The organism is Helicobacter pylori SA221C (assembly GCF_000476855.1).
Classification (GTDB): domain Bacteria; phylum Campylobacterota; class Campylobacteria; order Campylobacterales; family Helicobacteraceae; genus Helicobacter; species Helicobacter pylori_DK.
The window spans coordinates 42,999-68,008 of record NZ_CBPT010000005.1; the positions used below are offsets into that span (position 1 = coordinate 42,999).

Annotated in this window: 24 protein-coding genes and 1 pseudogene; 6 read left to right on the forward strand and 19 right to left on the reverse strand. The window is 37.6% G+C overall.

The window, feature by feature from the left end; genetic code table 11:
* Both accA and QU01_RS03945 read left to right on the forward strand, forming a co-directional pair.
* Positions 1-939, forward strand: a complete 939-nt coding sequence (gene accA / locus QU01_RS03940; RefSeq protein ID WP_033762342.1) for an acetyl-CoA carboxylase carboxyl transferase subunit alpha — start codon at positions 1-3, stop codon at positions 937-939.
* Between the two features lie 473 nt (positions 940-1,412).
* On the forward strand, positions 1,413-1,850 hold the full coding sequence (locus QU01_RS03945; protein WP_033762340.1) for a hypothetical protein: 438 nt from the start codon (positions 1,413-1,415) through the stop codon (positions 1,848-1,850).
* 70 nt (positions 1,851-1,920) lie between these two features.
* Here the strand turns inward: QU01_RS03945 and QU01_RS03950 are convergent, their stop codons facing one another.
* From QU01_RS03950 to rpmE, 5 genes are read right to left on the reverse strand one after another with little or no spacing between them, the layout of a single operon-like run.
* A complete protein-coding gene (locus QU01_RS03950) occupies positions 1,921-2,742 on the reverse strand; it encodes a hypothetical protein (protein WP_033762339.1) in 822 nt (273 codons plus the stop codon).
* Positions 2,739-3,704: a hypothetical protein gene (locus QU01_RS03955; protein WP_033762337.1), complete on the reverse strand. Its 966-nt coding sequence runs from the start codon at positions 3,702-3,704 to the stop codon at positions 2,739-2,741. Before QU01_RS03955 ends, QU01_RS03950 begins: the two co-directional genes overlap by 4 nt.
* A gap of 12 nt (positions 3,705-3,716) precedes the next feature.
* Entirely contained in the window at positions 3,717-4,400 is a 684-nt protein-coding gene (gene rlmB / locus QU01_RS03960) for a 23S rRNA (guanosine(2251)-2'-O)-methyltransferase RlmB (protein ID WP_033762328.1), read from the reverse strand.
* Between the two features lie 12 nt (positions 4,401-4,412).
* Positions 4,413-5,276 carry a 16S rRNA (cytidine(1402)-2'-O)-methyltransferase gene (gene rsmI, locus QU01_RS03965; RefSeq protein ID WP_033762325.1) on the reverse strand — a complete coding sequence of 288 codons (864 nt, stop codon included), beginning with the start codon at positions 5,274-5,276 and terminating at the stop codon, positions 4,413-4,415.
* Between the two features lie 24 nt (positions 5,277-5,300).
* Positions 5,301-5,504, reverse strand: coding sequence for a 50S ribosomal protein L31 (gene rpmE / locus QU01_RS03970; protein ID WP_000715278.1), 204 nt, complete (start codon positions 5,502-5,504; stop codon positions 5,301-5,303).
* 264 nt (positions 5,505-5,768) lie between these two features.
* On the opposite strand from rpmE, the gene rho reads away from it, so the two are divergent.
* From rho to QU01_RS03985, 3 genes are read left to right on the forward strand one after another with little or no spacing between them, the layout of a single operon-like run.
* Complete coding sequence (gene rho, locus QU01_RS03975; RefSeq protein ID WP_001004709.1) at positions 5,769-7,085, forward strand: transcription termination factor Rho; 1,317 nt, start codon at positions 5,769-5,771, stop codon at positions 7,083-7,085.
* Between the two features lie 36 nt (positions 7,086-7,121).
* A complete protein-coding gene (gene murI, locus QU01_RS03980; protein ID WP_033762323.1) occupies positions 7,122-7,889 on the forward strand; it encodes a glutamate racemase in 768 nt (255 codons plus the stop codon).
* Between the two features lie 11 nt (positions 7,890-7,900).
* Positions 7,901-8,728: an HP0519 family Sel1-like repeat protein gene (locus tag QU01_RS03985; RefSeq protein WP_033762320.1), complete on the forward strand. Its 828-nt coding sequence runs from the start codon at positions 7,901-7,903 to the stop codon at positions 8,726-8,728.
* Positions 8,729-8,810: 82 nt separating this feature from the next.
* On the opposite strand, the gene csd6 is transcribed toward QU01_RS03985, so the two are convergent.
* From csd6 to QU01_RS04015, 6 genes and pseudogenes are all read right to left on the reverse strand, one after another.
* The gene (gene csd6, locus QU01_RS03990) at positions 8,811-9,803 is read right to left on the reverse strand and encodes a cell shape-determining L,D-carboxypeptidase Csd6 (RefSeq protein WP_033762318.1); all 993 of its coding nucleotides are present in this window, start codon (positions 9,801-9,803) and stop codon (positions 8,811-8,813) included.
* On the reverse strand, positions 9,800-10,705 hold the full coding sequence (gene era, locus QU01_RS03995) for a GTPase Era (protein WP_033762316.1): 906 nt from the start codon (positions 10,703-10,705) through the stop codon (positions 9,800-9,802). Before era ends, csd6 begins: the two co-directional genes overlap by 4 nt.
* Positions 10,705-12,036, reverse strand: a complete 1,332-nt coding sequence (hslU, locus tag QU01_RS04000) for an HslU--HslV peptidase ATPase subunit (RefSeq protein WP_033762314.1) — start codon at positions 12,034-12,036, stop codon at positions 10,705-10,707. Before hslU ends, era begins: the two co-directional genes overlap by 1 nt.
* Positions 12,036-12,578, reverse strand: coding sequence for an ATP-dependent protease subunit HslV (gene hslV / locus QU01_RS04005; RefSeq protein ID WP_000461017.1), 543 nt, complete (start codon positions 12,576-12,578; stop codon positions 12,036-12,038). Before hslV ends, hslU begins: the two co-directional genes overlap by 1 nt.
* A gap of 3 nt (positions 12,579-12,581) precedes the next feature.
* Positions 12,582-13,031: a 50S ribosomal protein L9 gene (rplI, locus tag QU01_RS04010; RefSeq protein ID WP_000866291.1), complete on the reverse strand. Its 450-nt coding sequence runs from the start codon at positions 13,029-13,031 to the stop codon at positions 12,582-12,584.
* A 62-nt stretch (positions 13,032-13,093) separates the two neighbouring features.
* Positions 13,094-15,148 (reverse strand): annotated as a pseudogene (locus QU01_RS04015) (GmrSD restriction endonuclease domain-containing protein).
* A 135-nt stretch (positions 15,149-15,283) separates the two neighbouring features.
* Between QU01_RS04015 and glnA the strand changes: the two are divergent.
* Complete coding sequence (gene glnA / locus QU01_RS04020) at positions 15,284-16,729, forward strand: type I glutamate--ammonia ligase (RefSeq protein WP_033762312.1); 1,446 nt, start codon at positions 15,284-15,286, stop codon at positions 16,727-16,729.
* 409 nt (positions 16,730-17,138) lie between these two features.
* On the opposite strand, the gene QU01_RS04025 is transcribed toward glnA, so the two are convergent.
* The 8 genes from QU01_RS04025 to QU01_RS04060 all read right to left on the reverse strand — a co-directional run bounded on the left by QU01_RS04025 (position 17,139) and on the right by QU01_RS04060 (position 24,996).
* Positions 17,139-17,255: a hypothetical protein gene (locus QU01_RS04025; RefSeq protein ID WP_033762311.1), complete on the reverse strand. Its 117-nt coding sequence runs from the start codon at positions 17,253-17,255 to the stop codon at positions 17,139-17,141.
* A gap of 427 nt (positions 17,256-17,682) precedes the next feature.
* Entirely contained in the window at positions 17,683-18,447 is a 765-nt protein-coding gene (gene dapB, locus QU01_RS04030) for a 4-hydroxy-tetrahydrodipicolinate reductase (protein WP_033762309.1), read from the reverse strand.
* A 21-nt stretch (positions 18,448-18,468) separates the two neighbouring features.
* Positions 18,469-19,848 (reverse strand): glycolate oxidase subunit GlcD, encoded by a 1,380-nt coding sequence (gene glcD, locus QU01_RS04035; protein WP_033762307.1) that lies wholly within the window; start codon positions 19,846-19,848, stop codon positions 18,469-18,471.
* 1 nt (position 19,849) lies between these two features.
* Positions 19,850-21,199, reverse strand: coding sequence for a plasminogen-binding protein PgbA (gene pgbA, locus QU01_RS04040; protein WP_033762305.1), 1,350 nt, complete (start codon positions 21,197-21,199; stop codon positions 19,850-19,852).
* Positions 21,200-21,209: 10 nt separating this feature from the next.
* Positions 21,210-21,848, reverse strand: coding sequence for an NUDIX hydrolase (locus tag QU01_RS04045; RefSeq protein ID WP_033762304.1), 639 nt, complete (start codon positions 21,846-21,848; stop codon positions 21,210-21,212).
* Complete coding sequence (csd3, locus tag QU01_RS04050; RefSeq protein WP_033762303.1) at positions 21,848-23,059, reverse strand: peptidoglycan DD-metalloendopeptidase Csd3; 1,212 nt, start codon at positions 23,057-23,059, stop codon at positions 21,848-21,850. The genes QU01_RS04045 and csd3 overlap by 1 nt, the downstream gene beginning before the upstream one ends.
* A gap of 202 nt (positions 23,060-23,261) precedes the next feature.
* The gene (locus QU01_RS04055; RefSeq protein WP_033762300.1) at positions 23,262-24,017 is read right to left on the reverse strand and encodes a R.Pab1 family restriction endonuclease; all 756 of its coding nucleotides are present in this window, start codon (positions 24,015-24,017) and stop codon (positions 23,262-23,264) included.
* Positions 24,004-24,996 carry a hypothetical protein gene (locus tag QU01_RS04060; RefSeq protein WP_033762394.1) on the reverse strand — a complete coding sequence of 331 codons (993 nt, stop codon included), beginning with the start codon at positions 24,994-24,996 and terminating at the stop codon, positions 24,004-24,006. Before QU01_RS04060 ends, QU01_RS04055 begins: the two co-directional genes overlap by 14 nt.
* Positions 24,997-25,010: the final 14 nt, after the last annotated feature.

Consider the following 25,010-nt stretch of genomic DNA (forward strand, 5'->3'; position numbering starts at 1 on the left):
ATGGCCATTTATTTAGAGTTTGAAAATCATATTAAAGAGATTCAAAATGAAATTGAATTAGCCCTTATTAGAGGCGATGAGGACGCTAAAGAAATCTTAGAAAAAAGATTGGATAAGGAAGTTAAAAGCATTTATTCCAATCTCACTGATTTTCAAAAACTCCAATTAGCAAGACACCCTGACAGACCCTACGCTATGGATTACATTAATCTCATCTTAAAAGATAAGTATGAAGTCTTTGGGGATAGGCACTATAACGATGATAAAGCGATTGTGTGTTTTATAGGGAAAATTGATAATGTTCCGGTTGTGGTGATCGGAGAAGAAAAAGGCAGAGGGACTAAAAACAAGCTCTTAAGAAATTTTGGCATGCCTAACCCTTGTGGCTATCGTAAAGCTTTGAAAATGGCAAAGTTTGCTGAAAAGTTTAATTTGCCTATTTTAATGCTTGTGGATACAGCCGGGGCGTATCCGGGGATTGGTGCAGAGGAAAGAGGCCAGAGTGAAGCGATCGCTAAAAACCTCCAAGAGTTCGCTTCTTTAAAAGTCCCTACTATTTCTGTAATTATCGGTGAAGGGGGCAGTGGTGGCGCGTTAGCGATTGCGGTAGCTGATAAATTGGCTATGATGGAATATTCCATTTTTAGCGTTATATCCCCAGAAGGTTGTGCGGCAATTCTTTGGGATGACCCTAGCAAGACTGAAGTGGCTATTAAAGCGATGAAAATCACGCCTAGAGATTTAAAGGAGGCGGGGCTTATTGATGATATTATTTTAGAGCCTAGCAAAGGGGCTCATAGAGACAAATTTTCAGCGGCTAACACGATCAAAGAGTATTTTTTAGACGCTCTAAGGACTATCCAACAAGACCCTCATTTCCTTGACAACCGCTATCAAAAATTGATGTCGCTTGGCTCGTTTGTGGAGGGCATGAATTAGATCTATAAAAAACTTTGCCTTAATGAAATCTTGATAATTGGTTCTTTAACTTTTAAAATTGTGTGTTTAAACTTTATTTTAAACCCATTCTCTTAAAGAAATAAGGGGTGTTTTGAAATAATTCCCCAACTAAAATCCCCCCTAAAGACCGCTTTAAAAATACCGCTTGAATAAAATCAAACTCTCTACTATCCAATCTTAAAAAATGCAATATTGTTTAGATTTCATAACCAACGCTCAATAAAAACAAAACCAAATTCTTCACGACTTGCTATCATTTTAGAAAAAAGCGGATATTTTACATAGTTTGTAAAATAATATAAAAAATATCATTGTGTTACCAATCTGCTATCTCTCTCCTTTTGTTTGAATATAAAAAGACAATCATCATGCTCAGCGTATTGAATGAAAGCATTCTTATTTTACAATACAAAAGTTAGGTCTAATGGTATTTTAAAAAAGAAAGAAATCCCATGGTTATATATGAAAAAATCAAAAGTCGCTTTTCTAGGAATTGGTCTTTAAGGAATAGGGGCAGGCATTTTGCATATTCAAGCGTGTATTTTTTCTCACTTTTTGTCATTACAGCGGTTAATAGAAGTAGCGCAGTTGCTTGGTTATTGATGCCTGAACATTTGATTGGGTGGTTTTTGATTTCTTTTAGTGGGGAATTTGTAGCAGACATGGCGTTTGGCAAAAAAAGTAAAATCCTTAAAACCCGCTTTGGAATTTCTATTGTGAGCGGCGTTTCACTATTGCTTGGCGCTTTACCAGCGCATTTGTTTTTTGTATGGTTTGGTTTTATTAATTGGTGGGCTGTCTTTTTTATAGAAGCGGGAGCTGATCTATTGGTGGGCTGTGTGATACAAAAGATTTTTTTTGGTAAATATTGGGTGGATCGCTATTGTTAAGGCTCTCTTTTTTTAAGTCTAAAAGCACATTTTCTTATATTCCAATCAATTGGATAAGGGTTACCCCTACTTAAGGCATCGCATCAAAAACCACGCTGATTCCGTTTTTTAAAATGATAGGGTTTTTCGCGTCAGTGATATGGATAAAACGCACGCCATTGAGCAAATTAAGAGCGATTTCTTGTTGTCTGTTTTCTTTAGCAATGATTTGAATGATCTTTAAGTTTTCATCATAAAAAATGATTTTGGGTTGCCACAAAGGGTTATTAGAGCTTATTTTTAAATACGCGTTTTGATTCACGCTCAGCCAGTATTTCCCGCTCGCTTCCTTAAACTCCACAGGATCGCTGCTCAAAACTAAGGCTCTCGCGTTAGGGAGCTTGACTTCTTGTAAAGAAAAATCGTATTCCCACTCTTTCAAGGATATGCGCCTAATATCCACAAAATCAAAACCATGCCTTTTCATCGTCTCTATCAAAATGTTAGGGTCTAAAACATATTCCGTTTTAAGCTCGTATGAAAAAACATTCTCACCTGAAGAGCTTTGCATCTTAATGGGCAAAACATACGAATACCCCATCATGTTCAAAGAATTATTGATGCTTTTGGCAAACGCCAGGGGATTGCTTGAAGCCTTAAAAGTGATTTTTAACATGCTTGGCTTGTCAAAATTAAAAGACAAAAGCCCGTTTTCTTTGAGAGTGTTGAGCAGTTTCAAAGAATCCAAACGCCCCATTACATAGAAAGCCTTACGATTTTTAAACAAACGCTCTAAAAAAAGCTTGTTCGTATGGTAAGCTCGCTCCCCCATTAAATTCTCAACCTTATCGTTTAAAGCGTCAGCGCTTAATAGCTTTCCTCCAACAATAAAAGCTAAAAAAAGGTTTTTCATTGCTGGAGTTCTTTGTATTGGGCCTCATTGATGAGCGTTAAGCCTTTATTTGGCTCGTATAAAAATCGTTTGGTTTTGCCATCGTTATATTCTTGTTCTTGATGGTTGTTTTTAAGGCTAAGATGCCCATGCCCAAAACGCAACAACAAGCGGTGGTTTTTGGTTTCTAAAGAATAATTTTTTTTAAAAACCTTTTGAAAGGAGTTTTTTTTCTCATCTAAATCAACCACTTCCACCCAAATATCTTTTTTAGGGATAATATAAATGGTATTAGGATCTTCTTTGATCGCTTCTTTTTCTTGCTTGTCTTGTTCTGTTGGTTTTTCTTCTAGTTTAGGCGTTGGCTCTGGCTTGTTTTCTTCTGTAGGATTAGCTTTATTGAAAGAATTCTTTTTAGTGCCGGATTTAATAGCGCTTTCTTGCCCTCTTTCTTCTTTTAAAGAAGAGCTGTTTTGAATGATAACGACCGCCAAAATAATGACAACCACTCCTAAAACCAAAACAAAGGGTTTCCATTTGGAAGATTTTTTGGATAATGAAGTATTGGCCTGATTGATGCTATAATCTATCTCAACTTTCAAAGGGTTTTTTGTTTTTTCTTCGGGGTCTGTTTCTTGATTTTGCTCTTCGCTCACACCCTCTTTAAAAGCACACGCCTTATCAAATTCTTTCATCCATGCGCTCAAATCAATTTTATACTCGCGCTCTAAAATCTGTATAAAACCCCTAGCATGCACCCTTGATAAAGACTCATAGCGTTTTTCCAAGATAGAATGGATATTTTTAGAAGCGATTTTAGTCGCCTTGCAAATTTCTGCCACTCCAACTTCTTTTAAAATCTGCAAATTTTTATCTAAATTTTTAAGCGATAATTCTTCTAAAGCCGCACCAGAAATATCTTTAGAAATGTTTTGAACATCAGAAAGATCTAAATTTTCTAAACTTTTTTTATTCTGTTCCATTCAATTGACCACCTAGTTGATTTTATCCATTAAGATCCCTGCTGCCACGCTCACATTGAGCGAATCAAAGTCTCTTCGCATCTTTACGCTCAATATGGTGTCCATTTTAGCAAGGATTTTTTTAGACAACCCCTCATGCTCGCTCCCCAAAAAAAGAGCGCATTTTTTTAAGGACAGATTTTCTGCTTGGCTAGAGCCTTGCATGCTCGCGCCCAAACATAAAAACCCGCTCGTTTTCAATTCATTGATTAAATCCAGCGTGTTAGGCATAACGCTAAAAGGCAAATCATACATAAGCCCCAAGCTGGATCGCACAATCCCCTCATAAGCCAATTCTTTAGCAAAATCTAAAATAACGCCATCCATTCCTAAGCAATACGCGCTCCTAAAAATACCCCCAATATTCCCCACATCCGTAATCCCGCAAAGCACCAAAAGTTTTTGAGCTTTCTTAACCTCTTTTAAAGAAACCGCTAAAGGCAGTTCTACTTTAGCCAAAACCCCTTGATGATTCCCCCCCCTAGCCAAGCTTTGTGCTTTTTTATTATCCACTTTGATGATATTAGAGCATGCTTTTTTGAGCGCGAAAAAAAGCTTTTTGTCTATTTCTTTAGAAAGATAGATTTCTTGCAATTTTTCTTGATGAGAGTTTAGAATATGCATAATCACCTGCTTGCCATAAATTACTGCTTGCATGCTAAACCCCTTTTATTGATCTTTTTCTTCTAACAAACGCTGGAAATAAAGCTCTTTAGCGTTTTTTTGTGTCATAGCGGCTTCAATTTTAGCCTTAATTTTAGGAGGTAAATCCAACTCCAATAACGCCGATAGCCCCATGCAAGGCTCTATTTTTTTCTCGTTCAAAAGCACTAAAACCCATTCCCCTTGGATATTATTTTGTTGCAACCGCTCTATGATTTGAGAAACCTCTCCTAAATAATATTGCTGGTGGAGTTTAGTAAGCTCTTTAGCCGCAAACAAATGCATGCCTTGAGCCAAATCGTTTAAATCCTTTAAAGTCTCCAACAATCGGTGCGGGCTTTCATAAAAAACCACCGGGGTTTTTTCTTCTAAATACGCTAAAGCGTTTAAAATTTTAGCGATTTTTAAGCGCCTTTCCTTACTCTTATGAGGTAAAAAGCCAGCATAAAAAAACCGCCCTTCTAAAAACCCGCTCGCGCAAAACGCCGTAGTGAGCGCATTAGCCCCAGGCAAAACATCGTATTGAATGTTATGTTTTAAAGCGTAAGCGGCTAAACTCATACCTGGATCGCTCAAACTTGGCATGCCTGCATCGCTCATCACAGCGATTTCTTTGTCAAAAAAAGAAAGCTCTATTTGGTTTAAAAATTCCTGATCGTTGTGTGAATGGAAGGCGATAAACTCCCTTTTTTTAGTAGCGATATTTGGGAAAGAATGGCTAATAACAGGGTTTTGTGCGAGCAAGTGCAACAACCTCTTACTCACCCTTGTATCCTCACACAAAAAAACCTCGCAACGCTCTAAAACTTCTAAGGTGCGCAGCGTGATGTCAGCGAGATTACCTATAGGAGTGGGCAAAAAATATAGCACAAAAAGCCACGCTTTTTAAAAGAGTTACTTCAAGTTGTAGCGTTGCTTGAATTTCTCTACTCTCCCTGCAGTGTCAGCGATCTTATCGCTACCAGTATAAAAAGGGTGGCAAAAGCTAGAAATATCAATACGCATTTCAGGTTTGGTGCTTAAAACCTCAATTTCTTTCCCGCTCGTTACGCAAGTAACTTTGCATGGGATATATTCGGGGTGAATGCCTTTTTTCATCAAGTATCCTTTATTTTTAAATTTAAACTTAAAATTATAGCATAAGTCATAATAAATTAAAACCACTCTAAAGTTAAAATAAAATTTGACTTTGTTAAAAAAATTATGATAGCATAGCAAAGCATTACGGAATTCAACACTTGTGGCATGGGCCACTTATTAGCATCTTTTGGTTACACTAATTTTTTAAGAATGCTTTAGCTTTTTGTATTTTTATCTTAATTGCAACAAACTAGAAATCTCTTTTTGTTAAAAGGAAATTTAATGAACGAAAACGCGCCTACGCACAAAAGTTCGCACAAAGTCAAAACACACACGCCAGTGAGCGGTTATCACATTGAAGATTTACGCACCTACCCTACTGAAAAGCTTTTAGAAATCGCTAACAAGCTCAAAGTGGAAAACCCCCAAGAATTCAAACGACAAGACTTGATGTTTGAAATTTTAAAAACCCAAGTTACGCAAGGCGGATACATTCTTTTTACCGGGATTTTAGAAATCATGCCTGATGGCTATGGCTTTTTAAGAGGGTTTGATGGGAGTTTTTCAGACGGGCATAACGACACTTATGTCAGCCCTTCTCAAATCAGGCGTTTTGCTTTAAGGAATGGCGATATTGTTACCGGTCAAGTGCGATCCCCCAAAGACCAGGAAAAATACTACGCCCTTTTAAAAATAGAAGCCATCAATTATTTGCCTTCAGATGAGATTAAAAACCGCCCTTTGTTTGACAATCTAACCCCCCTATTCCCTGATGAACAAATCAAATTAGAATACGAACCCACTAAAGTTACCGGCAGAATGTTAGATTTATTCAGCCCTGTGGGGAAAGGTCAAAGGGCTTTGATCGTTGCGCCGCCACGGACTGGGAAAACAGAGCTGATGAAAGAACTCGCCCAAGGCATCACTTCTAACCACCCTGAAGTGGAACTGATTATCCTTTTAGTGGATGAGCGCCCTGAAGAAGTTACGGATATGCAACGAAGCGTTAAGGGTCAAGTTTTTAGCTCCACTTTTGATTTGCCCGCCAATAACCACATAAGAATCGCTGAATTAGTCTTAGAAAGGGCTAAAAGGCGAGTGGAAATGGGAAAAGATGTGGTGGTTTTATTGGATTCTATCACCCGTTTAGCCAGAGCGTATAACGCTGTAACGCCTTCAAGCGGTAAGGTTTTAAGTGGGGGCGTGGATGCGAACGCCTTGCACAGGCCCAAGCGCTTTTTTGGAGCGGCAAGGAATATTGAAGAAGGCGGGAGCTTGACGATTATCGCTACGGCGTTGATTGAAACGGGATCTAGAATGGATGAGGTGATTTTTGAAGAATTTAAAGGCACCGGGAATAGCGAAATCGTTTTAGCGAGGAATATTGCAGACAGGCGTATTTATCCGGCCTTTGATATTTTAAAATCCGGCACACGAAAAGATAATATCTTGCTTGGCAAAGACCGCTTGACTAAAGTGTGGGTTTTAAGGAATGTGATGCAACAAATGGATGATATAGAAGCCTTAAGTTTTGTGTATTCTAAAATGCAACAAACTAAGGACAATGAAGAATTTTTAAATTTAATGAATGAAAAATAAAATCCCTAATTAATCCCATTAAATTAAAAAAGTGTCATGAAAATAGGCGTTTTTGATAGCGGTGTGGGAGGGTTTAGCGTTTTAAAAAGCCTTTTAAAAGCGCAACTATTTGATGAAATCGTCTATTATGGCGATAGCGCTAGAGTGCCTTATGGCACTAAAGACCCCACCACGATCAAGCAATTTGGCTTAGAGGCTTTGGATTTTTTCAAACCGCACAAGATTAAATTATTGATTGTGGCATGCAACACAGCGAGCGCTCTGGCTTTAGAAGAGATGCAAAAGCATTCCAAAATCCCTATTGTGGGCGTGATTGAGCCAAGCATTTTGGCGATCAAACAACAAGTAAAAGATAAAAACGCCCCTATTTTAGTGCTAGGGACAAAAGCGACGATTCAATCTAACGCTTATGACAACGCCCTAAAACAACAAGGCTATCTGAATGTTTCGCATTTAGCCACTTCTCTTTTTGTGCCTTTGATTGAAGAAAATATTTTAGAGGGCGAATTGTTAGAAACTTGCATGCGTTATTATTTCACTCCGTTAGAGATTTTACCTGAAGTGGTTATTTTAGGTTGCACGCATTTTCCCTTAATCGCTCAAAAAATTGAGGGCTATTTTATGGAGCATTTTGCCCTTTCAACGCCCCCCCTACTCATCCATTCTGGCGATGCTATTGTAGAATATTTGCAACAAAATTACGCCCTTAAGAAAAATGCACACGCATTCCCTAAAGTGGAATTTCATGCGAGCGGCGATGTGATCTGGCTAGAAAAACAAGCTAAAGAATGGCTCAAATTGTAAAAGGACTTGACATGTTTAAAGATTTTTATCGCACCACCCTCTCTTTTTTAAAGCCTTTATTGCTTTTATTGGGTTTATTGTTGCCGTTTTCACTTTGTATAGCTGATGAATATATTAGCATAAGTGATGATTGGGATGAAAGGGCGCGAAATCATAAGACATATTATTTTGAAAATGGTTTAGACCATTTTAATCAAGGCCAATACAAACAAGCCTTTAAAGATTTTAAATTGGCGCAAGAATACAGCATTGGGCTTGGCAGCGTTTATTTAGCCAAAATGTATTTGGAGGGAAAGGGCGTGAAAGTGGATTACAAAAAAGCACAATTCTATGCACAAAACGCTATCAAAGGGTATGGGAGTGGGTTGTTAGGGGGCGCTCTTATTTTAGGACGCATGCAAGCAGAAGGCTTAGGGATGAAAAAGGATTTGAAACAAGCGCTTAAGACTTACAGGCATGTGGTTCGCATATTTTCTAATAAAAGCACAAATTTTGTTAACAAGTTTGGATCAAACCTTGCGGAATTTACTAGTATGCTTATTGGATCGCGATTCATTGATCTTTCAGGTTTGAGCGCGAATCCTATAAAATTTGGAAAGAAGTTTGGAATACTTGTTATGAAATCCACTCAAATCAAAGATAAGACACTTCTTTGGGAAGATATTGCTGAAATTTCAAGCAATATTATTTTACTCAAACAACAAATGGGGGAGATCCTTTATAGGATTGGGATCGCTTATAAAGAAGGGCTTGGCACTAGAAAGAAAAAGGACAAGGCTAAAAAATTCCTGCAAAAATCCGCAGAATTTGGCTATGAAAAAGCCATGGAAGCTCTGTAGTTTTTAATCAAACTTGTATCAAAGCTTAAGGATTAGAAAAATCCGCTTAGATTACCCTCATTAAAACAAAGCCTTATTTTTCTTATTTTTCCATTATGATAGACACTTGATTGTTTTCAATCTCTATATAGAGTTCTTTTTGAGAATTGGAGCTATAAGAGAGCTTGTTTTGCTGGTAGGCTTTGTAATCTTGGTCAAACGCCACATAAAACAAGCGTTTGTTTTGGGAGTTGGGGTAAGGGATCACATTGATAGAAGAAAAAGCGATATTCTTTTTTTCATTTTTCGCAAACACCCTTTTTTTATACTCTTTAAAAGCGTTAAATTTCATGCCGTCATAACGAGTGAAATTGGGGTTATAAAAACGCATGTAGCGTTCAAAATCGCCCCTAGCCCAGGCTTCTTTCCATTGAAAAAGGGAGCTTAAAATCATGCTCAATTCTTCTTTGGTGCTAGGGAAAAACTTGTCTTCATAGGTGATGAGGAACGCTTTTTCGCCTTTTAATACCTTATCATAAGAGCTTAGAATAGGGTTTTCAATCGCAATACAGCCCTTGGTGTTCAATTCATTCCGATCGCCATTTAAAGGCATTCCATGCACCCAAATGCCATGCCCGGTGCGTTTTTTCAAAGTGTCATACAAATTAGGGTAATTCGTTACAAAAGCCAAAACGCCATAATATTGATCCAAGCGCTCTAATTTCTGCGTGATACGATACACCCCAATAGGCGTGGCCAAATCGCCCTCTAAAGTTTTATCGCCCTTTTTAGAGCCTACAAGGGCTTTAGAGCTGTTGATTTTTTTAAGCATGTTGTTGTCTATTTCATAAAACTCCAAACTGGGCTTGGATTTATCCGCCACAAATAAAAACTGCTTGTTTTGATAATAGCCAAAATCCGTGTCCTTATTTTGAAGCTCTTCTGCCCAAAAAGATTTATCCGCTAAATAAGAATCCAGCTTTTGACCCACCACTTCCAAGCCTTGCTTTTGATAAAGGCGCATGATTTCTAACAAACGATCACTAGCATTCAAGCCCACAAACCCCATCAATAAAGCCGGTAATATTTTTTTCAATCCCTATTCCTTTGATAGATATAGCCTAGTTTTTGCAAGCTTTTTTCTTCCTTGCTCCATGATTTTTGAGCGATCACTTGCAAGTTTAAAAAAACCTTTTTTTCGCCCACTTCTTGCATTTTTAATCGCGCGTTAGTCCCGATGCGTTTGATATTCACCCCGTTTTTGCCTATCACGATTTTTTTTTGGCTTTCTTTTTCTACGATAATATGCGCATACACCTTGTCTATGCGTTCTTCTTCTATAAATTTATCAATCATCACATCGCTTTCATAAGGGATTTCATCGCTCAAAAAATCAAACAAACTCTCCCTAATGATTTCCTTATAAATATCGCGCATTTTTTCATCGCTCATCAAATCCTTTTCAAAAAGCCATGTGCTAGGGCTTAAATGCTTGCTGATGCATTCTAAAAGCGCGTTTAAATTTTGAGATTTTTTCGCGCTCAAAGGCACTAGGGCTAAAAATTGCGAAGCGTATTGTTGATACTCTTGTAATTTTTGCAAAACCTGCTTGTGCGTGGCCATATCAATCTTACTCAAAGCCAAGATGTGGGGTTTTTGGCACAAACTCAAAAACTCTTCATACCCTTTTAAATCGTCATGCACAGAAGCTAAAAAAACGCACAATTCGACATCGCCCATCGCTTTTAAAGCCTGTGAGAGCATGCATTGGTTGAGCAATTTTTCTTGATGATGAAGCCCTGGTGTGTCTAAAAAAATGATTTGGCTCTCATACCCTTCTTTATCTTTGAAAGGCACGATGCATTTCATCAATTTTCTGGTCGCATTAGCCTTATGCGAAACAAGGGCTAAATGAGCGTTTAATAAAGTGTTTAAAAGAGTGCTTTTTCCAGCGTTTGGTTTGCCTATAAGAGCTACAAAGCCTGCCTTAGTTTTCATTATAAAATATACTTCACTAAATTTTCATCAGCCACTAAATCCTCTAGCTTGGATTGAACCAATTCTTTAGTGATAGTAACGCTTTGCCCAGAATAATCCTCCGCTTCAAAACTAATGTCTTCTAGCACTTTTTCAATGGTGGTGTGCAACCTTCTAGCGCCTATATCTTCGCTTTTTTGATTGGCGTTATAAGAAAGTTTGGCTAACTCTTTGATCGCATCGTCTTCAAACGCAATTCCTACGCCTTCCACTTGTAAAAGGGCTTGGTATTGCTTGATGATAGAGTTTTTAGTTTGGGTTAAAATCATATACATGATTTCTTCGGTTAAATTCTCTAACTCCACCCTTAAGGGGAAACGCCCCTGCAATTCAGGGATCAAATCGCTTGGTTTAGAAAGATGAAAAGCCCCGGCTGCAATGAATAGAATATGCTCTGTCTTAATAGAGCCATACTTCGTATTCACCACACTCCCCTCTACAATCGGCAACAAATCCCTTTGAACCCCCTCTTTACTGGGATCTTGACGGCTTCCTTCTTTAGAGCTTACAGCGATCTTATCAATTTCATCAATAAAAATCACCCCTGAACTTTCCGCACGCTTCAAACCCTCCATTTTAATGGCTTCGCCATCTAAAAGCGTGTCACTGATTTCTGCTTTTAGGGCTTCTTTAGCCTCTTTAACGCTTAAAGTTTTTTTGACTTTATCCTGTTCTTTATGGAAAACTTTAATCAAGTTTTCTTGAACCCTTAAAATTTCAGGCGGCACATTAGAATCAATCTCTATGCTTTTTTTACGCACTTCAATTTCAATTTCTCTACTATCCAACTCGCCTTGCACGATCCTTTGTTGCATTTTTAAAAGGCTGTTAGCGTATTCTTGTTTTTTTTCTTCGCTCACGCCACTAGGCAAGGGGGGTAGGAGTTTTTTAGCGATTTTTTCTATAACCGCTTCTTCAATCTTGTCTTTTAATTTTTCTTTATGCTCATTTTCCACTAAAAGCACGCTGTTATTGACTAAATCCCTTACCATAGACTCCACATCACGCCCCACAAAACCCACTTCTGTGTATTTGCTCGCTTCCACTTTCACAAAGGGGAGTTCCATGATTTTTGCTATTCTTCTTGCAATTTCCGTTTTACCCACGCCAGTAGAACCAATCATTAAAATGTTTTTAGGCGTGATTTCTTCTTGTAAGGATTTTTCCAGTTGCAAACGCCTGTAACGATTCCTAAAAGCGATAGCGATAGACTTTTTAGCTTCCTTTTGCCCAATGATGTATTCATCTAAATAAGCGACAATTTCTCTTGGGGTCATATTCAATTTAGACATTAAAGCTCCAAAATTTTAATATTTGTGTTGGTGTAAATGCAAAGATCCCCTGCGATTTTTAAGGACTCTTCTACAAGTTTTCTAGGCTCTAAATGAGCGAAATGATCCAAAGCCCTAGCCGCACTCAAAGCGTAATTCCCCCCACTCCCAATAGCAGCGATCTTATTGTCTTCAGCCTCTAAAACATCGCCCGTGCCGCTCAAAATGAAAATGTGATCCAAATTTAAAACGATCATCATCGCTTCCAGTCGGCGTAAATACTTATCTTTGCGCCATTCTTTACTGAAATCCACCACGCTTTTAAACAAATCCCCTTTTTTGCTCTCTAAAATGCGTTCAAACATATCAAACAAACTAAAAGCATCCGCGGTGCTCCCGGCAAACCCGCTTAAAACCTGGTTGTGATACAAGCTTCTGATTTTTGTCGCATTGGCTTTGACCACGCAATTACCCAAAGTTACCTGCCCATCGCCTCCAATGAGCGCGAACTTCTTATTATCAAATTCCCCTCTATAGCCCAAAATCGTCGTCGCTTCAAACATTTTCTACTCAGCCACCACATCAATTTTAAACGCACCCACAACTCCCGATCCAAGCTTGACTTCAATCTCATAAATCCCTGTGCTTTTAATTGGGTGTTTGAGTTCAATGTCTTTTTTATCTAAATTTAAACTCGCATGTTGCTCTTTCAAACGCTCCGTGATCTCTTCTTTAGTGATCGCTCCAAATAAAGAGCCGTTCGCACCGACTTTTTTATGGATAGTCAGCGTGATGGTCTGTAAAGTTTCTACCATTTGCAATTTTTGTGCCTTTTCTAGGGCTTCTTTTTCCGCTTTCTTTTTGACTTCGGCTTTGTATTTATTGATCACTTCGTTAGTGGCGAGTTTGGCTTTTTGGTTAGCGATTAAAAAGTTATTCCCATAGCCATCTTTAACCTCACACACTTCACCCGCTTTGCCTAAATTTTTCACATCTTCTAATAATAGAACTTTCATCATATCCCCTTTAAGTTGTAAGTAATTTGTAATTATACTCTTTATTTTAATAAGTTGGGTTTTTATTGCCTGTTCTTACCACCCATCTGCTTTTCTAAAATTTGTTTGATCAACCCCAAACAATAAGGGATATCCTCTTTTGTTTCTAGTTTGACTTCTATGTCCCCATTCCCCAAATGACCTTTATTAGTCATATCCCTTGCCAGATTTTTTTCGTCTTACAGTTCATTAAATGGCATATTCAAATACAATTTTAATCCATTTTTTAGCGGGACAATATCCACAAAATTTTTGTCAAACATATAAGAGATATACTCTTGATTAAATTTTTCGGTTATCCTTTCATCAAGAGCTTTAATCTCTTTGCTTAAAATATCAAATAATTCCCTTGAATGAGAACCAAACTTATAAGAGCTTAAATCATAAACCTTTTTTTCTTTCTTGGGTTTATACTTCTCTAATGTTTCTGCATCTAGCTTGGGGTAAGTCCAAATCTTTAAAGCCCAATCCGCTAAATCATTAGCTCTTTTTTCAATCTCTTTTTCGCCAAAAACTTCCAAATCTTTCAAACTTTGATTGAGTCTCAATGGGCTTTGTTTGAAGCCCTTCTCCATATCTCTTTTTTCTTGGAAAGAATTGTTACTATACTTCTCGTTATAACCGGTTAGAGTGAGATTCCCTATTGTGTGGAGGTATTTCTCGTGTATCACTTCAAAATTTTCACCCAAATCCCTTTGCCATTTTGGAGTAAGGGTTTGAGGCATTATATGTTCTATATTGCATTTTTGAGTATCGACCGGTTCTTTTGTGTCAAAATTTTCTAACCTTTCAAGAAAGTATTTATTTTTTTTAAACTTATAAAAATCTATCGTAATAAAAGAATCTTTAAATTCAGAATCTTTAGGAAATTTTCCTGTCGTCTTTTCCAATGATAAAAAATGTGCTTCTATACTTTCAAGATATTGATCTTTATTGATTTTTTTTGTAACAAAGGGAAAGATTTTATTGAGACCTTTTGATCCAGGCCCACACACCGCCCTTCTGCAAATATAGCTCTCTGTTAAAGCGATAATAGGGATAAAATCCTGCTTGGATAAAACGCCATCCTTATAATCGCTATAAAGCTCTAGTAATAGCGGATATACCACATCCATCTCTAAATCCACCAAAAAACCTAAAGCCTTGTTTAAATCTTTATCGGCTTCTTTTTTGAATGCAATCTGGCAAAAATACCCGCAATATTTTTGCAAATCTTTTAATAAATCCTCTATTTCTATCCCTTCTTTTTGCTGATAATCCTTGAAAGCCTCATAAACTCTTTTCTCATTGGGAATCTTTCCTATTTTGATCGTGAGGTAATGCCGGACAAATTGATTAAACAATGTTTCATTTTGTTTAAAATCCTCTTCCATAGCCCTCCAATATTGATTATAAAAGCCTTCTTGCTTTTCAACCTCCGTTTCCATTACGATATAGTTTCTGATCAAATCTGTTTGCGTGAGTTCGATACCTTTTGAGTTCATGCTCTCAAAAATAAGTTGAGGATCATCTTTTCCTTTTTCTAAAGCAATCCAAACTATCATGAGTTTTTTTAATCCTTTAAAAATCGTTTCTAGTTTGCCGGTGTTTTTACGGATCCATTCTTCAAATAATTTAAAATTTTCCATTATTTTTAACGAAGGCTCATTCGGTTTTCTTCTGTTTTCATCAATCAAAGATAGCAAGGTATCTTTATCAGAGTCTGAGAGGATGAGTCTGAATTTCTTATCGCCGTCCTTACCGCTGTTGATAAGATAGCCGTCCTCTATTTCTTTACGCTTATCGCTCCAATGATCTCTCAAAGTGGTGAGTAAAAGCGTGATAGTGGTGAGCCTTTGTTGGCCATCAATAATGAGTAGTGTATTGTCAGAGTGCGTAAAACCATCTAGCACATACAAAATAGAACCGATAAAATGCCCTTCTATTTGATCGTTTCCACCCGTTTTGATAATATCATCCCATAATTCTTCGCATTGTTCCTTTTCCCAACTATACACTCTCTGATAGATGGGGATGACAAATTGATTGTTTTGATTTTCTTCAAAAAATTTTAATAGTGTGGTGGCTTTTGCATCCATAATACACTCCTTGATTTAGCGGATTTTACCGCATGCATCTTAATCAAACTTGATACAGATTTTACTTTTTTACCCCATAAATGCTATAATCACCCCTATCAATCAAACTCAATTCATAACAATTAAAGGTGGTTAATGATAGTAAGAACTCAAAATAGTGAAAGCAAAATCAAAGAATTTTTTGAATTTTGCAAAGAAAATGAAGTGGAATTTGTGGATTTTAGATTCAGCGATATTAAAGGCACTTGGAATCACATCGCTTATTCTTTTGGGGCTTTAACGCATGGCATGTTTAAAGAGGGGATTCCTTTTGATGCGAGTTGTTTTAAAGGCTGGCAAGGCATTGAACACTCCGATATGATTTTAACCCCCGATTTGGTGCGTTATTTCATTGACCCTTTTAGCGCGGATGTGAGCGCGGTCGTGTTTTGCGATGTGTATGATGTGTATAAAAACCAGCCTTATGAGAAATGCCCTAGAAGTATCGCTAAAAAAGCCTTACAGCATTTAAAAGATTCAGGTTTGGGCGATGTGGCTTATTTTGGCGCGGAGAATGAATTTTTTATCTTTGATTCCATTAAGATTAAAGACGCTTCCAATTCCCAATACTACGAAGTGGATAGCGAAGAGGGCGAATGGAATCGGGATAAGAGCTTTGAAAACGGCGTGAATTTTGGGCATAGACCGGGCAAGCAAGGGGGCTATTTGCCTGTGCCGCCAACGGATACGATGATGGATATTCGCACAGAAATCGTGAAAGTCTTAAACCAAGTAGGGCTAGAAACTTTTGTCGTCCATCATGAAGTCGCGCAAGCGCAAGGCGAAGTGGGCGTGAAATTTGGGGATTTAGTGGAAGCGGCTGATAATGTCCAAAAACTCAAATATGTGGTTAAAATGGTCGCTCATTTAAATGGGAAAACCGCCACTTTCATGCCAAAACCCCTATATGGGGATAACGGGAGCGGGATGCACACCCATGTGAGCGTTTGGAAAAACAACGAAAACCTTTTTAGCGGCGAAACTTACAAGGGCTTGAGCGAGTTGGCGTTGCATTTTTTAGGGGGTGTGTTGCGCCACGCTAGAGGGTTAGCCGCTTTCACTAACGCTTCCACTAATTCTTACAAACGCTTGATTCCGGGATATGAAGCCCCATCTATTTTAACTTATTCGGCTAATAACAGGAGTGCGAGCGTGCGTATCCCTTATGGGATTTCTAAAAATAGTGCTAGGTTTGAATTCAGGTTTCCTGACAGCTCATCAAACCCCTACTTGGCTTTTGCAGCGATTTTAATGGCAGGTATGGATGGCGTTAAAAATAAGATCGATCCCGGCGAGGCGATGGATATTAACCTTTTCAAATTGACTTTAGATGAAATTAGGGAAAAAGGTATCAAACAAATGCCCCACACTTTAAGGAGATCGCTAGAAGAAATGCTGGCCGATAAGCAGTATTTAAAAGAGGGTCAGGTCTTTAGCGAAGAATTTATTCAAGCCTATCAGTCTCTTAAATTCAACTCTGAAGTGTTCCCATGGGAGAGCAAACCCCATCCTTTTGAATTTATCACCACTTATTCATGCTAAAACAATGAGTGGGTTAATAATCCCACTCTAAAAGTTTAGAATAAGGAAAAAATACCTTGTTCTCAAAAAAGTGGTTGGAAAAATTGATTTTCTTTGTTTTTTGGATAAGTTACTTAACGCTCTTTAATTTTTTAAAAGTGGGGTTTTAGTCGCCTTAATTTAAGATTTTATTTTATGGTAGAAATTTATTTTCTTTAAGGGAACAGAGGGTATCTAAAATAACACCCCTAAAAACCCAAGACCGCTTAAGAAGATACCACCTGACTTGGTATCAAGCTCTTTAATTCTTAATTATAAAAATGCTTTTAGTATTTTTTATCTTTTAAGAAACCCACCTAAAACCCAGTGCCGGTTTAGTCAGTGTGGTAAGGGCTACTAAAATCTTTGGGTGTGTGGCGTGCTTTTTCCTCTACAAACAAGCGTCTTTAACGCAAGCAACACGCAAAGCGTCAAAATAAGTCTCAACGCTCGCGCAACCGCCGAGTAAAGACGCTCCAATAAACACGCCATTTCTAATGGTTTTCATTTTATATCCTTTTGTTTTAAAATTTTTAATAACTTACATACTTTAATCATGCGTCTATGATAGTTAAGATTTATTATGAAACAAAAAGTAAATAAAACTCAAAATAATCAAAATAACGCCCTAAATCCCAACCAGAAACGCTACCCTTTGTAATCCTTGATAATTTTTGCTATAATAAAGCCCTAACTAAAATTTCTCCTTTTATTTTGGTTAGGCTTCTTGAATTAGAATTATAGTAGGGTTTACCACACTTGCCTTGTGTTATTAACCACACAAGACAAGATCAATCCTTAAAAAAACAAACCCTTCCAATACAGCTTGATTGTCAGCAATATCCCTTATAGCAGTAAAAGCCCTTTAATAAGGCTAATAAATGGCGGTGATTTCATTATAGAAGCGTGCATCTATACAAAAAGAATTAAAACATTCAACCAAACATTTCGCTAATTTCATATTTTTTAGCGGCTTTATCCTTAAGCCACAGAGCCACTTCTAAAGCCCCTTTAGCAAAAATAGATCGGTTAGTCGCCGTATGGCTAAGCTCTATGTATTCGCCCTCTAAATAAAACCCTATCGTGTGCTTCCCAGCGACATCGCCCCCCCTTAAAGCGGCTATGCCAATGCTTTCTTTAGAGCGCAAACCTTCTCTGTGAGTGGTGAGAGCGTTTTTTTCATCATACCCCCTAGCCTTAGTGCAAGTTTCATACAAACTCAACGCCGTGCCGCTCGGGGCGTCTTTTTTGAGATTGTGGTGCGTTTCTATGATTTCAATATCCGCATCTTTTAATTTCAAAGAAGTTAAAAAGGCTAATTGGTTGAGCATCATAATCCCAATAGACATGTTGTGCGCGTGCAAAAGCGGCGCTTTTAAGGCTAATTGTTGCATTTTTTCTAGCGTTTCTTTTTCTAAACCGGTTGTGCCAGAAACTAAAATTTTAGGGCATTCTAAAAGAGCCTCTAGCAAATGATCCACGCCTTTAGGTAAAGAAAAATCAATCACGCATTCGCATGCCCTCACAAACGCTTTTAAATCATTGGTTACTAAAGGGGCGTGTGAAAAAAAGCTGAAATCGGTTTCGCATTTTTGTCTGACAAACACGCTAGATAGCACCAATCCCTTATACCCCCCTTTTAATTCTTCTAAAAGCAGTTTCCCTATACGACCGCTCGCTCCATAAACACCAATTTTCATGCGCTTTCCTTGCTTTAAACCTTACAACCCCATTTTAAAAGGGTTTAAAATATTATTAGGATCAAGGGCTTTTTTAATGTTCCTAAAAAGCTCCATTTCACTATGATTGAACGCTAAAGGCATGAATTTGGCTTTAGACAAGCCTATGCCATGCTCCCCACTTAAAGTCCCCTCCAAACTAATGGCGGCCTGAAAAATCTCTTCCATAGCCTGATGCCCTTTTTCTAAATCCCTTTTGGGATCTTCTAGCATGATATTCACATGCACATTGCCATCGCCCGTATGCCCAAAGCAAGGGATTTTAAAGCCGTATTTTTGGCTTATTTTAGCGACTTCTTGCAACAAACTCGGCAAACTCGCTCTAGGAACGGTAACGTCTTCATTCAATTTCTTTTTACCATAAACGCTAATGCTTTGGGAAGCGTTACGCCTTGAAAACCATAAATCCTGCTCTTCTTGTTCGTTTTGAGCGATCTTAAAATCCACGCAACCATTGGCTTTAAAATGCTTTTCTATCTCATTGAGTTGCCATGCAATCTGCTCTTTAACCACGCCATCCACTTGAGTGATGAGTATCGCTCCAGCGTCTTTGGGTAAGCCTTTAGAAAATCGTTCTTCAACCGCTTTGATGCTCAAATTATCCAAAAATTCCATCGCTACAGGCGTAACCCCACTGCTCATTGTCTTATAAACGGCGTTCATGGCGTCTTCAATATGGTTAAAAACCCCCATCGCGCTTTGTTTTAGGGGCGGTTTGGCTAAAAGCTTTAAAGTGATTTCAGAAATCACGCCCAAACACCCCTCACTAGCGATCATCAGCCCTGCAACATTAAAGCCGGCGACATCTTTGATCGTTTTTTTACCTGCCCTTATGATTTCACCATTCGCTAAAACCACCCTTAAAGCCATGACATAATCTTTAGTGATTCCGTATTTAGCCGCACGCATGCCGCCGGCATTTTCAGCGACATTCCCCCCTAAAGTGCTTTGATTTTCACTCGCTGGATCTGGGGGGTAGAAGAGATTCAATTTTTCCACTTCGTTTTGGAAATGCTTGTTAATCACGCCCGGCTCGACTCTAGCGATTAAATTTTTAGTGTCAATCTCTAAAATCTTATCCAAATGCTTTTCTACGCTTAAAACTAGCCCCCCGCTCACGCTCAACGCCCCCCCTGTAAAACCGCTCCCAGCCCCCCTAGGCACAACGATGATGCGATGCTCGTTGCAATATTTTAAAATCTGACTGATTTCTCGCTCGTTTTTAGGGAAAATCACACCACTAGGCAAATGCCTTTCTTTAGTAGCGTCATAGCAATAAGCGTTCAAATGCGCTAAATCGGTGAAAAAATCCTCTCCCCCTACTAGGTTTTTAAAGTATTTGAGGTGTTGTTGGTCTAACATGTTATTTTTTACCCGCTTCTAGTGCCTTTCTTCGCTCTTCAAGCTCTTTTTCATCTCTTTCTTGATGCTCTCTCGCTCTTTGTTCAAATTCTCTCGCTCTTTGTTCGGCTTTGGCTTTTTTCTTTTCTTCTTTCAAGCGGCGTTTTTCTTCTTTAGAATTTGGTTTTTTCTCTTCTTTTTGAGCCTTGTTCTCTTTAGGAGCGTTTTGTTTTTCGCCTTGTTGGGTGGCGTTATTTCCATTATCTGGCTCTTTAATGGCTTCTTGCTTGATTTCTCGCTCATTTTCTTTGGCATTGACTTTTTCATTGCCTTTATCCATTTCTAAAGCTTTTCTTCTTCCTTCAGTCTCTTTTTCGTCTCTTTCATCATGCTCTTTTTCTCTTTCTTCCAATTCCATAGCCTTTTTGGTGGCTTTGGCTTTTTTCCTTTCATCTCTTAAATAGCGCCTTTCTTCTTTAGCATCAAGTTTGTGCTCTGCTTTTTGGTAGTTTTTCTCTTCTAAAGTGGGAGCGTTTTCTGTGCCTTGATTGGCTTTTTTAGGCTCTTTAATGACCTCTTGCTTGATTTCTCGTTTAATTTCTCTAGAATCAATCTTTTCTTCTTTCTTTTTAATCCTTACTTCTTTGCGTTTTTCTTTTTTCACTAAAGCGTCATAGTAAGCGAAGTAATTTTTAGACTGACTGCCTGAAAAAAGTTTCCCTAGCGTGCCTGCATCAATGCCCTCAACCCTAGAAAAAAACGGCGTAGAAGTTTTAGTAACGCCGCTTGTATCCAACTCTCTTTTTTCTAAAATTTCAAAACTCTCACAGCTTAAAATATTGAGCGTGTTCGTGGTTACAATATAAATCACCCCCACGCTATAAACATTGCACGCTTTCCTTAAATTAGCGATTTTTGGGTCAAACCCATTCAAAAAAGTAACCAACAAATCAGAACTAATAAAATTAATATCAGTGTTAGTCGCTCTGATTTGCTCATAGAGTTCATCATTAGGAGCGATTAAAAACGCTTGGTTGTTGAATTGCCTAAAATAGACTAAATCCCCCTTTCTAGCGACCATTCTTGGAGTGGGTAAATGCCTTTGTTTCATAGACTCAAACGCTCTGAATTTAGCCGTTGCGACTCCATTTTCAACGGCAATAATGACCACTTCAGAATTAACGATTTCATAATCTGAAAGTTTAGTAACGACAAAACCAAACTCCCCCACTTGCAAATCATGAGCAGGAAAACGAATGATTTTTTTAGGCAAATCCACAAATTCTATACTCACTCTTAAGGGTTCTTGCCAAGAGGCTGATTGCAAGCTTATAAAACTCATTAAAAGAAGTCCTATCAAAAGCCTTAACATACAATTCCTTTTAAACATTTTTAAACTTTTTTAAATGCCACAAAATGGCTAAAGACAATCCGGTGGTTTTAGCGTATTGAAAATCCCTTATAAAATCAAGAGCTTTTGATCGCTCTAAAAACAGCACTTCAATCTTTTCTGTATCAATCCCCCCACCCTTTGAAACTTTCAAATCCGCACACACTTCAGCGTAATAGAGCGTTTGCAAACTCCCGCTCAACCCAGTCGCGCTATAAAATTGGCCTATTGTTTCTAAATTTTTAGGGCTAATTTGATAACCGCATTCTTCTAGCGCTTCTTCGCAAGCGATTTCTTCTAAACTCTTATTAGCCTTATCCACAAGTCCCGCGCACAATTCATAAGTGTATCCGTCAATATTTTGATCTTGATCGCGCTTAAAATGAAAATTACGTGCATAAATGGCTGGGCGGAATTGTTTCACAATCACAAAGCAATCGGATTCTTTTTCATAGAGTAAAACCGCCACGCTGTCTAAAGACTTAATAATATCCCATGTTTTCTTAGTATTCTCTTCATTATAATGCATGCGTTTTAATTCTATGAAATTAGAGCTAGAACAAGGCTCTAAATACACACTAGAATCATCTATTAAAGATTTTTGATTGAAAGCATTCTTAAAATAAGACATTAAAACCCCTCTAAAAGATAAAATGAATTTTTTTCAAAGGAATGGGTTTTCAAAAGTTCTTCTAATTTTTGCTTAGAATGCTGAGCTTTTTCTAAAAAAACCTCTCTTTGCTTGCCGTGTAATTTGCTTTTAGCGGTGCGGATATAGCCTAAAGGATTAATGGGGCGGGAGTTTTTATACACGCCAAAATGCAAATGCGGCCCGGTGCTAAAACCCGTGCTTCCCACTCTTCCTATGATTTGCCCTTTTCTAACGAATGATCCTTTTTTCAACCCCTTAGCAAACATGCTCATGTGAGCATACACCAAACGCAATTCATTCAAATGGATTTCAACCACATTCCCATACCCCACCTTAACCCCTATAAAACCCACACGACCATCTGAAGCAGAATGGATCAAACTGCCATGTTTAGCCGCATAATCCACGCCGTAATGAGGCCGTCTGACTTTTAAGACAGGATGGAACCTCCCATACGAAAAAGGCGAAGAAATGCGGGTGTATTTCACCGGGGTTTCTAATAAAAACCCTGCCACTTCTTGCGCTTTTGAGTCATAATAACGCCCGTTTGAATGGGAAAAAAGATAGTATTGGTTAGAGTGAGAGCTGACCATTGCCATTTTGATAGTCGGCTGGCCAAACGCTTGCCCCACACGATAATCTCTTGTATAAACGATAGCGATTTTATCGTTTTTTGCCAGGCGTTTAAAAGGCACGCTTTTTTTATACGCGTTCATCAATTGGTTGGCTAAAAGGGGGTCATTGGTGGCTTTGACAATATCTTGATAGGGCGAAGTTTGTAAGGAAAGGAGAAGGGTTTTTTCTTTACGAGTGAAAATAATAGGGATAAAGTCTAAAAAATAATCCTCCCCTTTTTTGTAAATATGGATTTGCAAATCCTGGCTTATAGGGATAAGGGCTTGAATGAGCGTGTTGTTAGCATCTCTTAAGGTGTAGTAGGTAACATTACTTTGAATTTCAGCGCTCAATTCTTTATCTTGAGAGCTTAGGTTGTAGTAGAGTTTTTGAGGGATATGGTTTTTTTCTAAAAACCCTAACAGCGTGAGCTTATCCCACACAAGCCTTTCACCCACCAATAAAGTTTGCTTTTTAACCATTCCATCGGCTTTTAAAAGAACCCCATGGGATAAAAAAGCAACCATTAAAGAATAGATAACATTTAAAATAATTTTCTTATGAAAAAATACCATGCAGTTGTTTAATGCCTTCAATTGAATCTGTATTTTATTAGTATAACATAAGCCATTAAAGAAAAACGATACAAGTTTAAAGCCTAACCTTGTTTTTATAGCTTTATGAAGCGCGTTTTATTGATGCATGGTGGTTTCTCATAAATGGTTTTATCCCGTCTTATAGCGTTGGATATTCCTTTTTAATCAATCCGTATCATTGTTAATTTTGAAGTATTTTTTCTAAAATCTTTAACACATCGTTATGGTACACTTGGCTTAAAAGTCCAAAAGTTTTAAGCATTTCTAAAAACACAAGAGCGTTGGTTTTATGGATAATCAAAAGAGCATGCTCTTTGAGCATAGCCGTTCTATTTAATAAGGGGGTAGCGGTTTTTAACTCCAAAATAGAAAAGCAAAAATACAGCATGGCTTGGGTTTTAGAGCCGTATTGTTGTTCCCTAATAACAATTTCGCTCAACTGATTATCATTAAAAGAATGAATGAGTAAAGGATAAGAAATGCGTGAAAGTTCAAAATCCATGCCACCAAATTGATGTAATCTAAATCTTTCTCTTGTAATCGTGAAATTATCTTCTATAAATTGTTTTTGTTTTTCTAAATATTTTAAAGTATTTTCTAAATTTTCTAAACTGATTAAACCTAATTGCTTAGCGTAATCAATCATTTCACTTAATTCATAAAGAGTTTTTACTTTATTATTAGCCCCTAAAAAATGATATTTTTCATCTTTTAAAGTAGTGAGTTCAAATTTTTCTTTATCTTTAATGGGGACATCATAACCGATTTGCCACTCTACATAATGTTTTAAACTAAAAGGGATTTTTCTAGTCGCTGTTGAAAGACCATAATCGCTAAAGGCATGTCTGATTTTCACACGCACTTTGCCTGAAATTGAAGTTAAAGGAATAGAAACTTCAATCGCTTTTTTACTATCATCAATCCTAATCAAACTCACAAGGGTGTCCTTGAAACAATTTTTTAAAATATTCTAAACGCGCTCTTTTATCTTTTAAAAAAGCGTCTTTAATTTCTAAAAAAGCGAAATGATCAATGATAATATCCAAATTACCAAAATAATAAGGGATTTTAGGGGCGATTTCCTTAAAATAATGGATATATTGGTAATAAATCAATTTGTCTTGACTGATACGCACCGCATTAGCACTTGGTGCGTTTAAAAAAGTCTTGTTGCGTTTGAGAGCGTTAATGTCTCGCATAGGGAAAAAATAGCCCACGCATGCACCAACCTTTTTAGCGTTAGGGTATTTATCCACATAATTGGCTATATAGTCAAAATCGTTTAAGCATAGCGTCGTATCGCAATCAGTTGGAAAAACAAAACGCCTAATCTCTGCATAGTCCATTCTCCCTCGCTCATATAAAGCTATCACAATAGGAAATTCGTTACTCTTAGTGAAAGATTTAGAAGAAACAACCAAAGCGTCTAAAAGCCTGTAATGATCCTTAAATAGTTTTAATTGCTTAAAATTAGCCTCTTTGATGAGATAAGATAAAGGGTGTAACACGCAAATAAACGCCGGCTTTAAAATTGCAAAAGATTTTAAAAAACTTATCCCTAAATCCCTAGATTTCAAATCGTTGTCTATTTCAAAAATGAAATCTTTATTTTTAATATCTTTTTTGATAAAGGAAGTTCTATCGTTATAGGGGGGATTTCCCACGACGATTAAAGGCTCATCTTGGCTAATGCCATAATTTTCTCTTTTAGGATTAACTAGAGCGTTTATCATTAAAGCACCACACTTAGGGTCAATATCCGCTCCTATTTTTTTAGGGTGGTGGAGTTTTAAAAACTCTTTATTGCCACATGCGGTGTCTAAAAGCGTGTAGTTTTCAATACCAACATGCTTTTTTAAAAGCTTGTAAGCACAATCCACTAAATAAGGGGGCGTGTAATAAACCCCTAAATTCACGCTCTCTTGCTTGG

Bases quoted from the DNA above. Each gene is read 5' to 3' on its own strand.
- murI (WP_033762323.1), top strand. From the start codon at position 7,122: ATGAAAATAGGCGTTTTTGATAGCGGTGTGGGAGGGTTTAGCGTTTTA.
- QU01_RS04045 (WP_033762304.1), bottom strand. From the start codon at position 21,848: ATGTCTTATTTTAAGAATGCTTTCAATCAAAAATCTTTAATAGATGAT.
- rho (WP_001004709.1), top strand. From the start codon at position 5,769: ATGAACGAAAACGCGCCTACGCACAAAAGTTCGCACAAAGTCAAAACA.
- rplI (WP_000866291.1), bottom strand. From the start codon at position 13,031: ATGAAAGTTCTATTATTAGAAGATGTGAAAAATTTAGGCAAAGCGGGT.
- QU01_RS04025 (WP_033762311.1), bottom strand. From the start codon at position 17,255: ATGAAAACCATTAGAAATGGCGTGTTTATTGGAGCGTCTTTACTCGGC.
- pgbA (WP_033762305.1), bottom strand. From the start codon at position 21,199: ATGTTAAGGCTTTTGATAGGACTTCTTTTAATGAGTTTTATAAGCTTG.
- rlmB (WP_033762328.1), bottom strand. From the start codon at position 4,400: ATGCAAGCAGTAATTTATGGCAAGCAGGTGATTATGCATATTCTAAAC.
- hslV (WP_000461017.1), bottom strand. From the start codon at position 12,578: ATGTTTGAAGCGACGACGATTTTGGGCTATAGAGGGGAATTTGATAAT.
- QU01_RS03950 (WP_033762339.1), bottom strand. From the start codon at position 2,742: ATGAAAAACCTTTTTTTAGCTTTTATTGTTGGAGGAAAGCTATTAAGC.
- glnA (WP_033762312.1), top strand. From the start codon at position 15,284: ATGATAGTAAGAACTCAAAATAGTGAAAGCAAAATCAAAGAATTTTTT.
- glcD (WP_033762307.1), bottom strand. From the start codon at position 19,848: ATGTTAGACCAACAACACCTCAAATACTTTAAAAACCTAGTAGGGGGA.
- hslU (WP_033762314.1), bottom strand. From the start codon at position 12,036: ATGTCTAAATTGAATATGACCCCAAGAGAAATTGTCGCTTATTTAGAT.
- rpmE (WP_000715278.1), bottom strand. From the start codon at position 5,504: ATGAAAAAAGGCATTCACCCCGAATATATCCCATGCAAAGTTACTTGC.
- QU01_RS03945 (WP_033762340.1), top strand. From the start codon at position 1,413: ATGGTTATATATGAAAAAATCAAAAGTCGCTTTTCTAGGAATTGGTCT.
- csd3 (WP_033762303.1), bottom strand. From the start codon at position 23,059: ATGGTATTTTTTCATAAGAAAATTATTTTAAATGTTATCTATTCTTTA.
- era (WP_033762316.1), bottom strand. From the start codon at position 10,705: ATGAAAACTAAGGCAGGCTTTGTAGCTCTTATAGGCAAACCAAACGCT.
- dapB (WP_033762309.1), bottom strand. From the start codon at position 18,447: ATGAAAATTGGTGTTTATGGAGCGAGCGGTCGTATAGGGAAACTGCTT.
- accA (WP_033762342.1), top strand. From the start codon at position 1: ATGGCCATTTATTTAGAGTTTGAAAATCATATTAAAGAGATTCAAAAT.
- QU01_RS03985 (WP_033762320.1), top strand. From the start codon at position 7,901: ATGTTTAAAGATTTTTATCGCACCACCCTCTCTTTTTTAAAGCCTTTA.
- QU01_RS03955 (WP_033762337.1), bottom strand. From the start codon at position 3,704: ATGGAACAGAATAAAAAAAGTTTAGAAAATTTAGATCTTTCTGATGTT.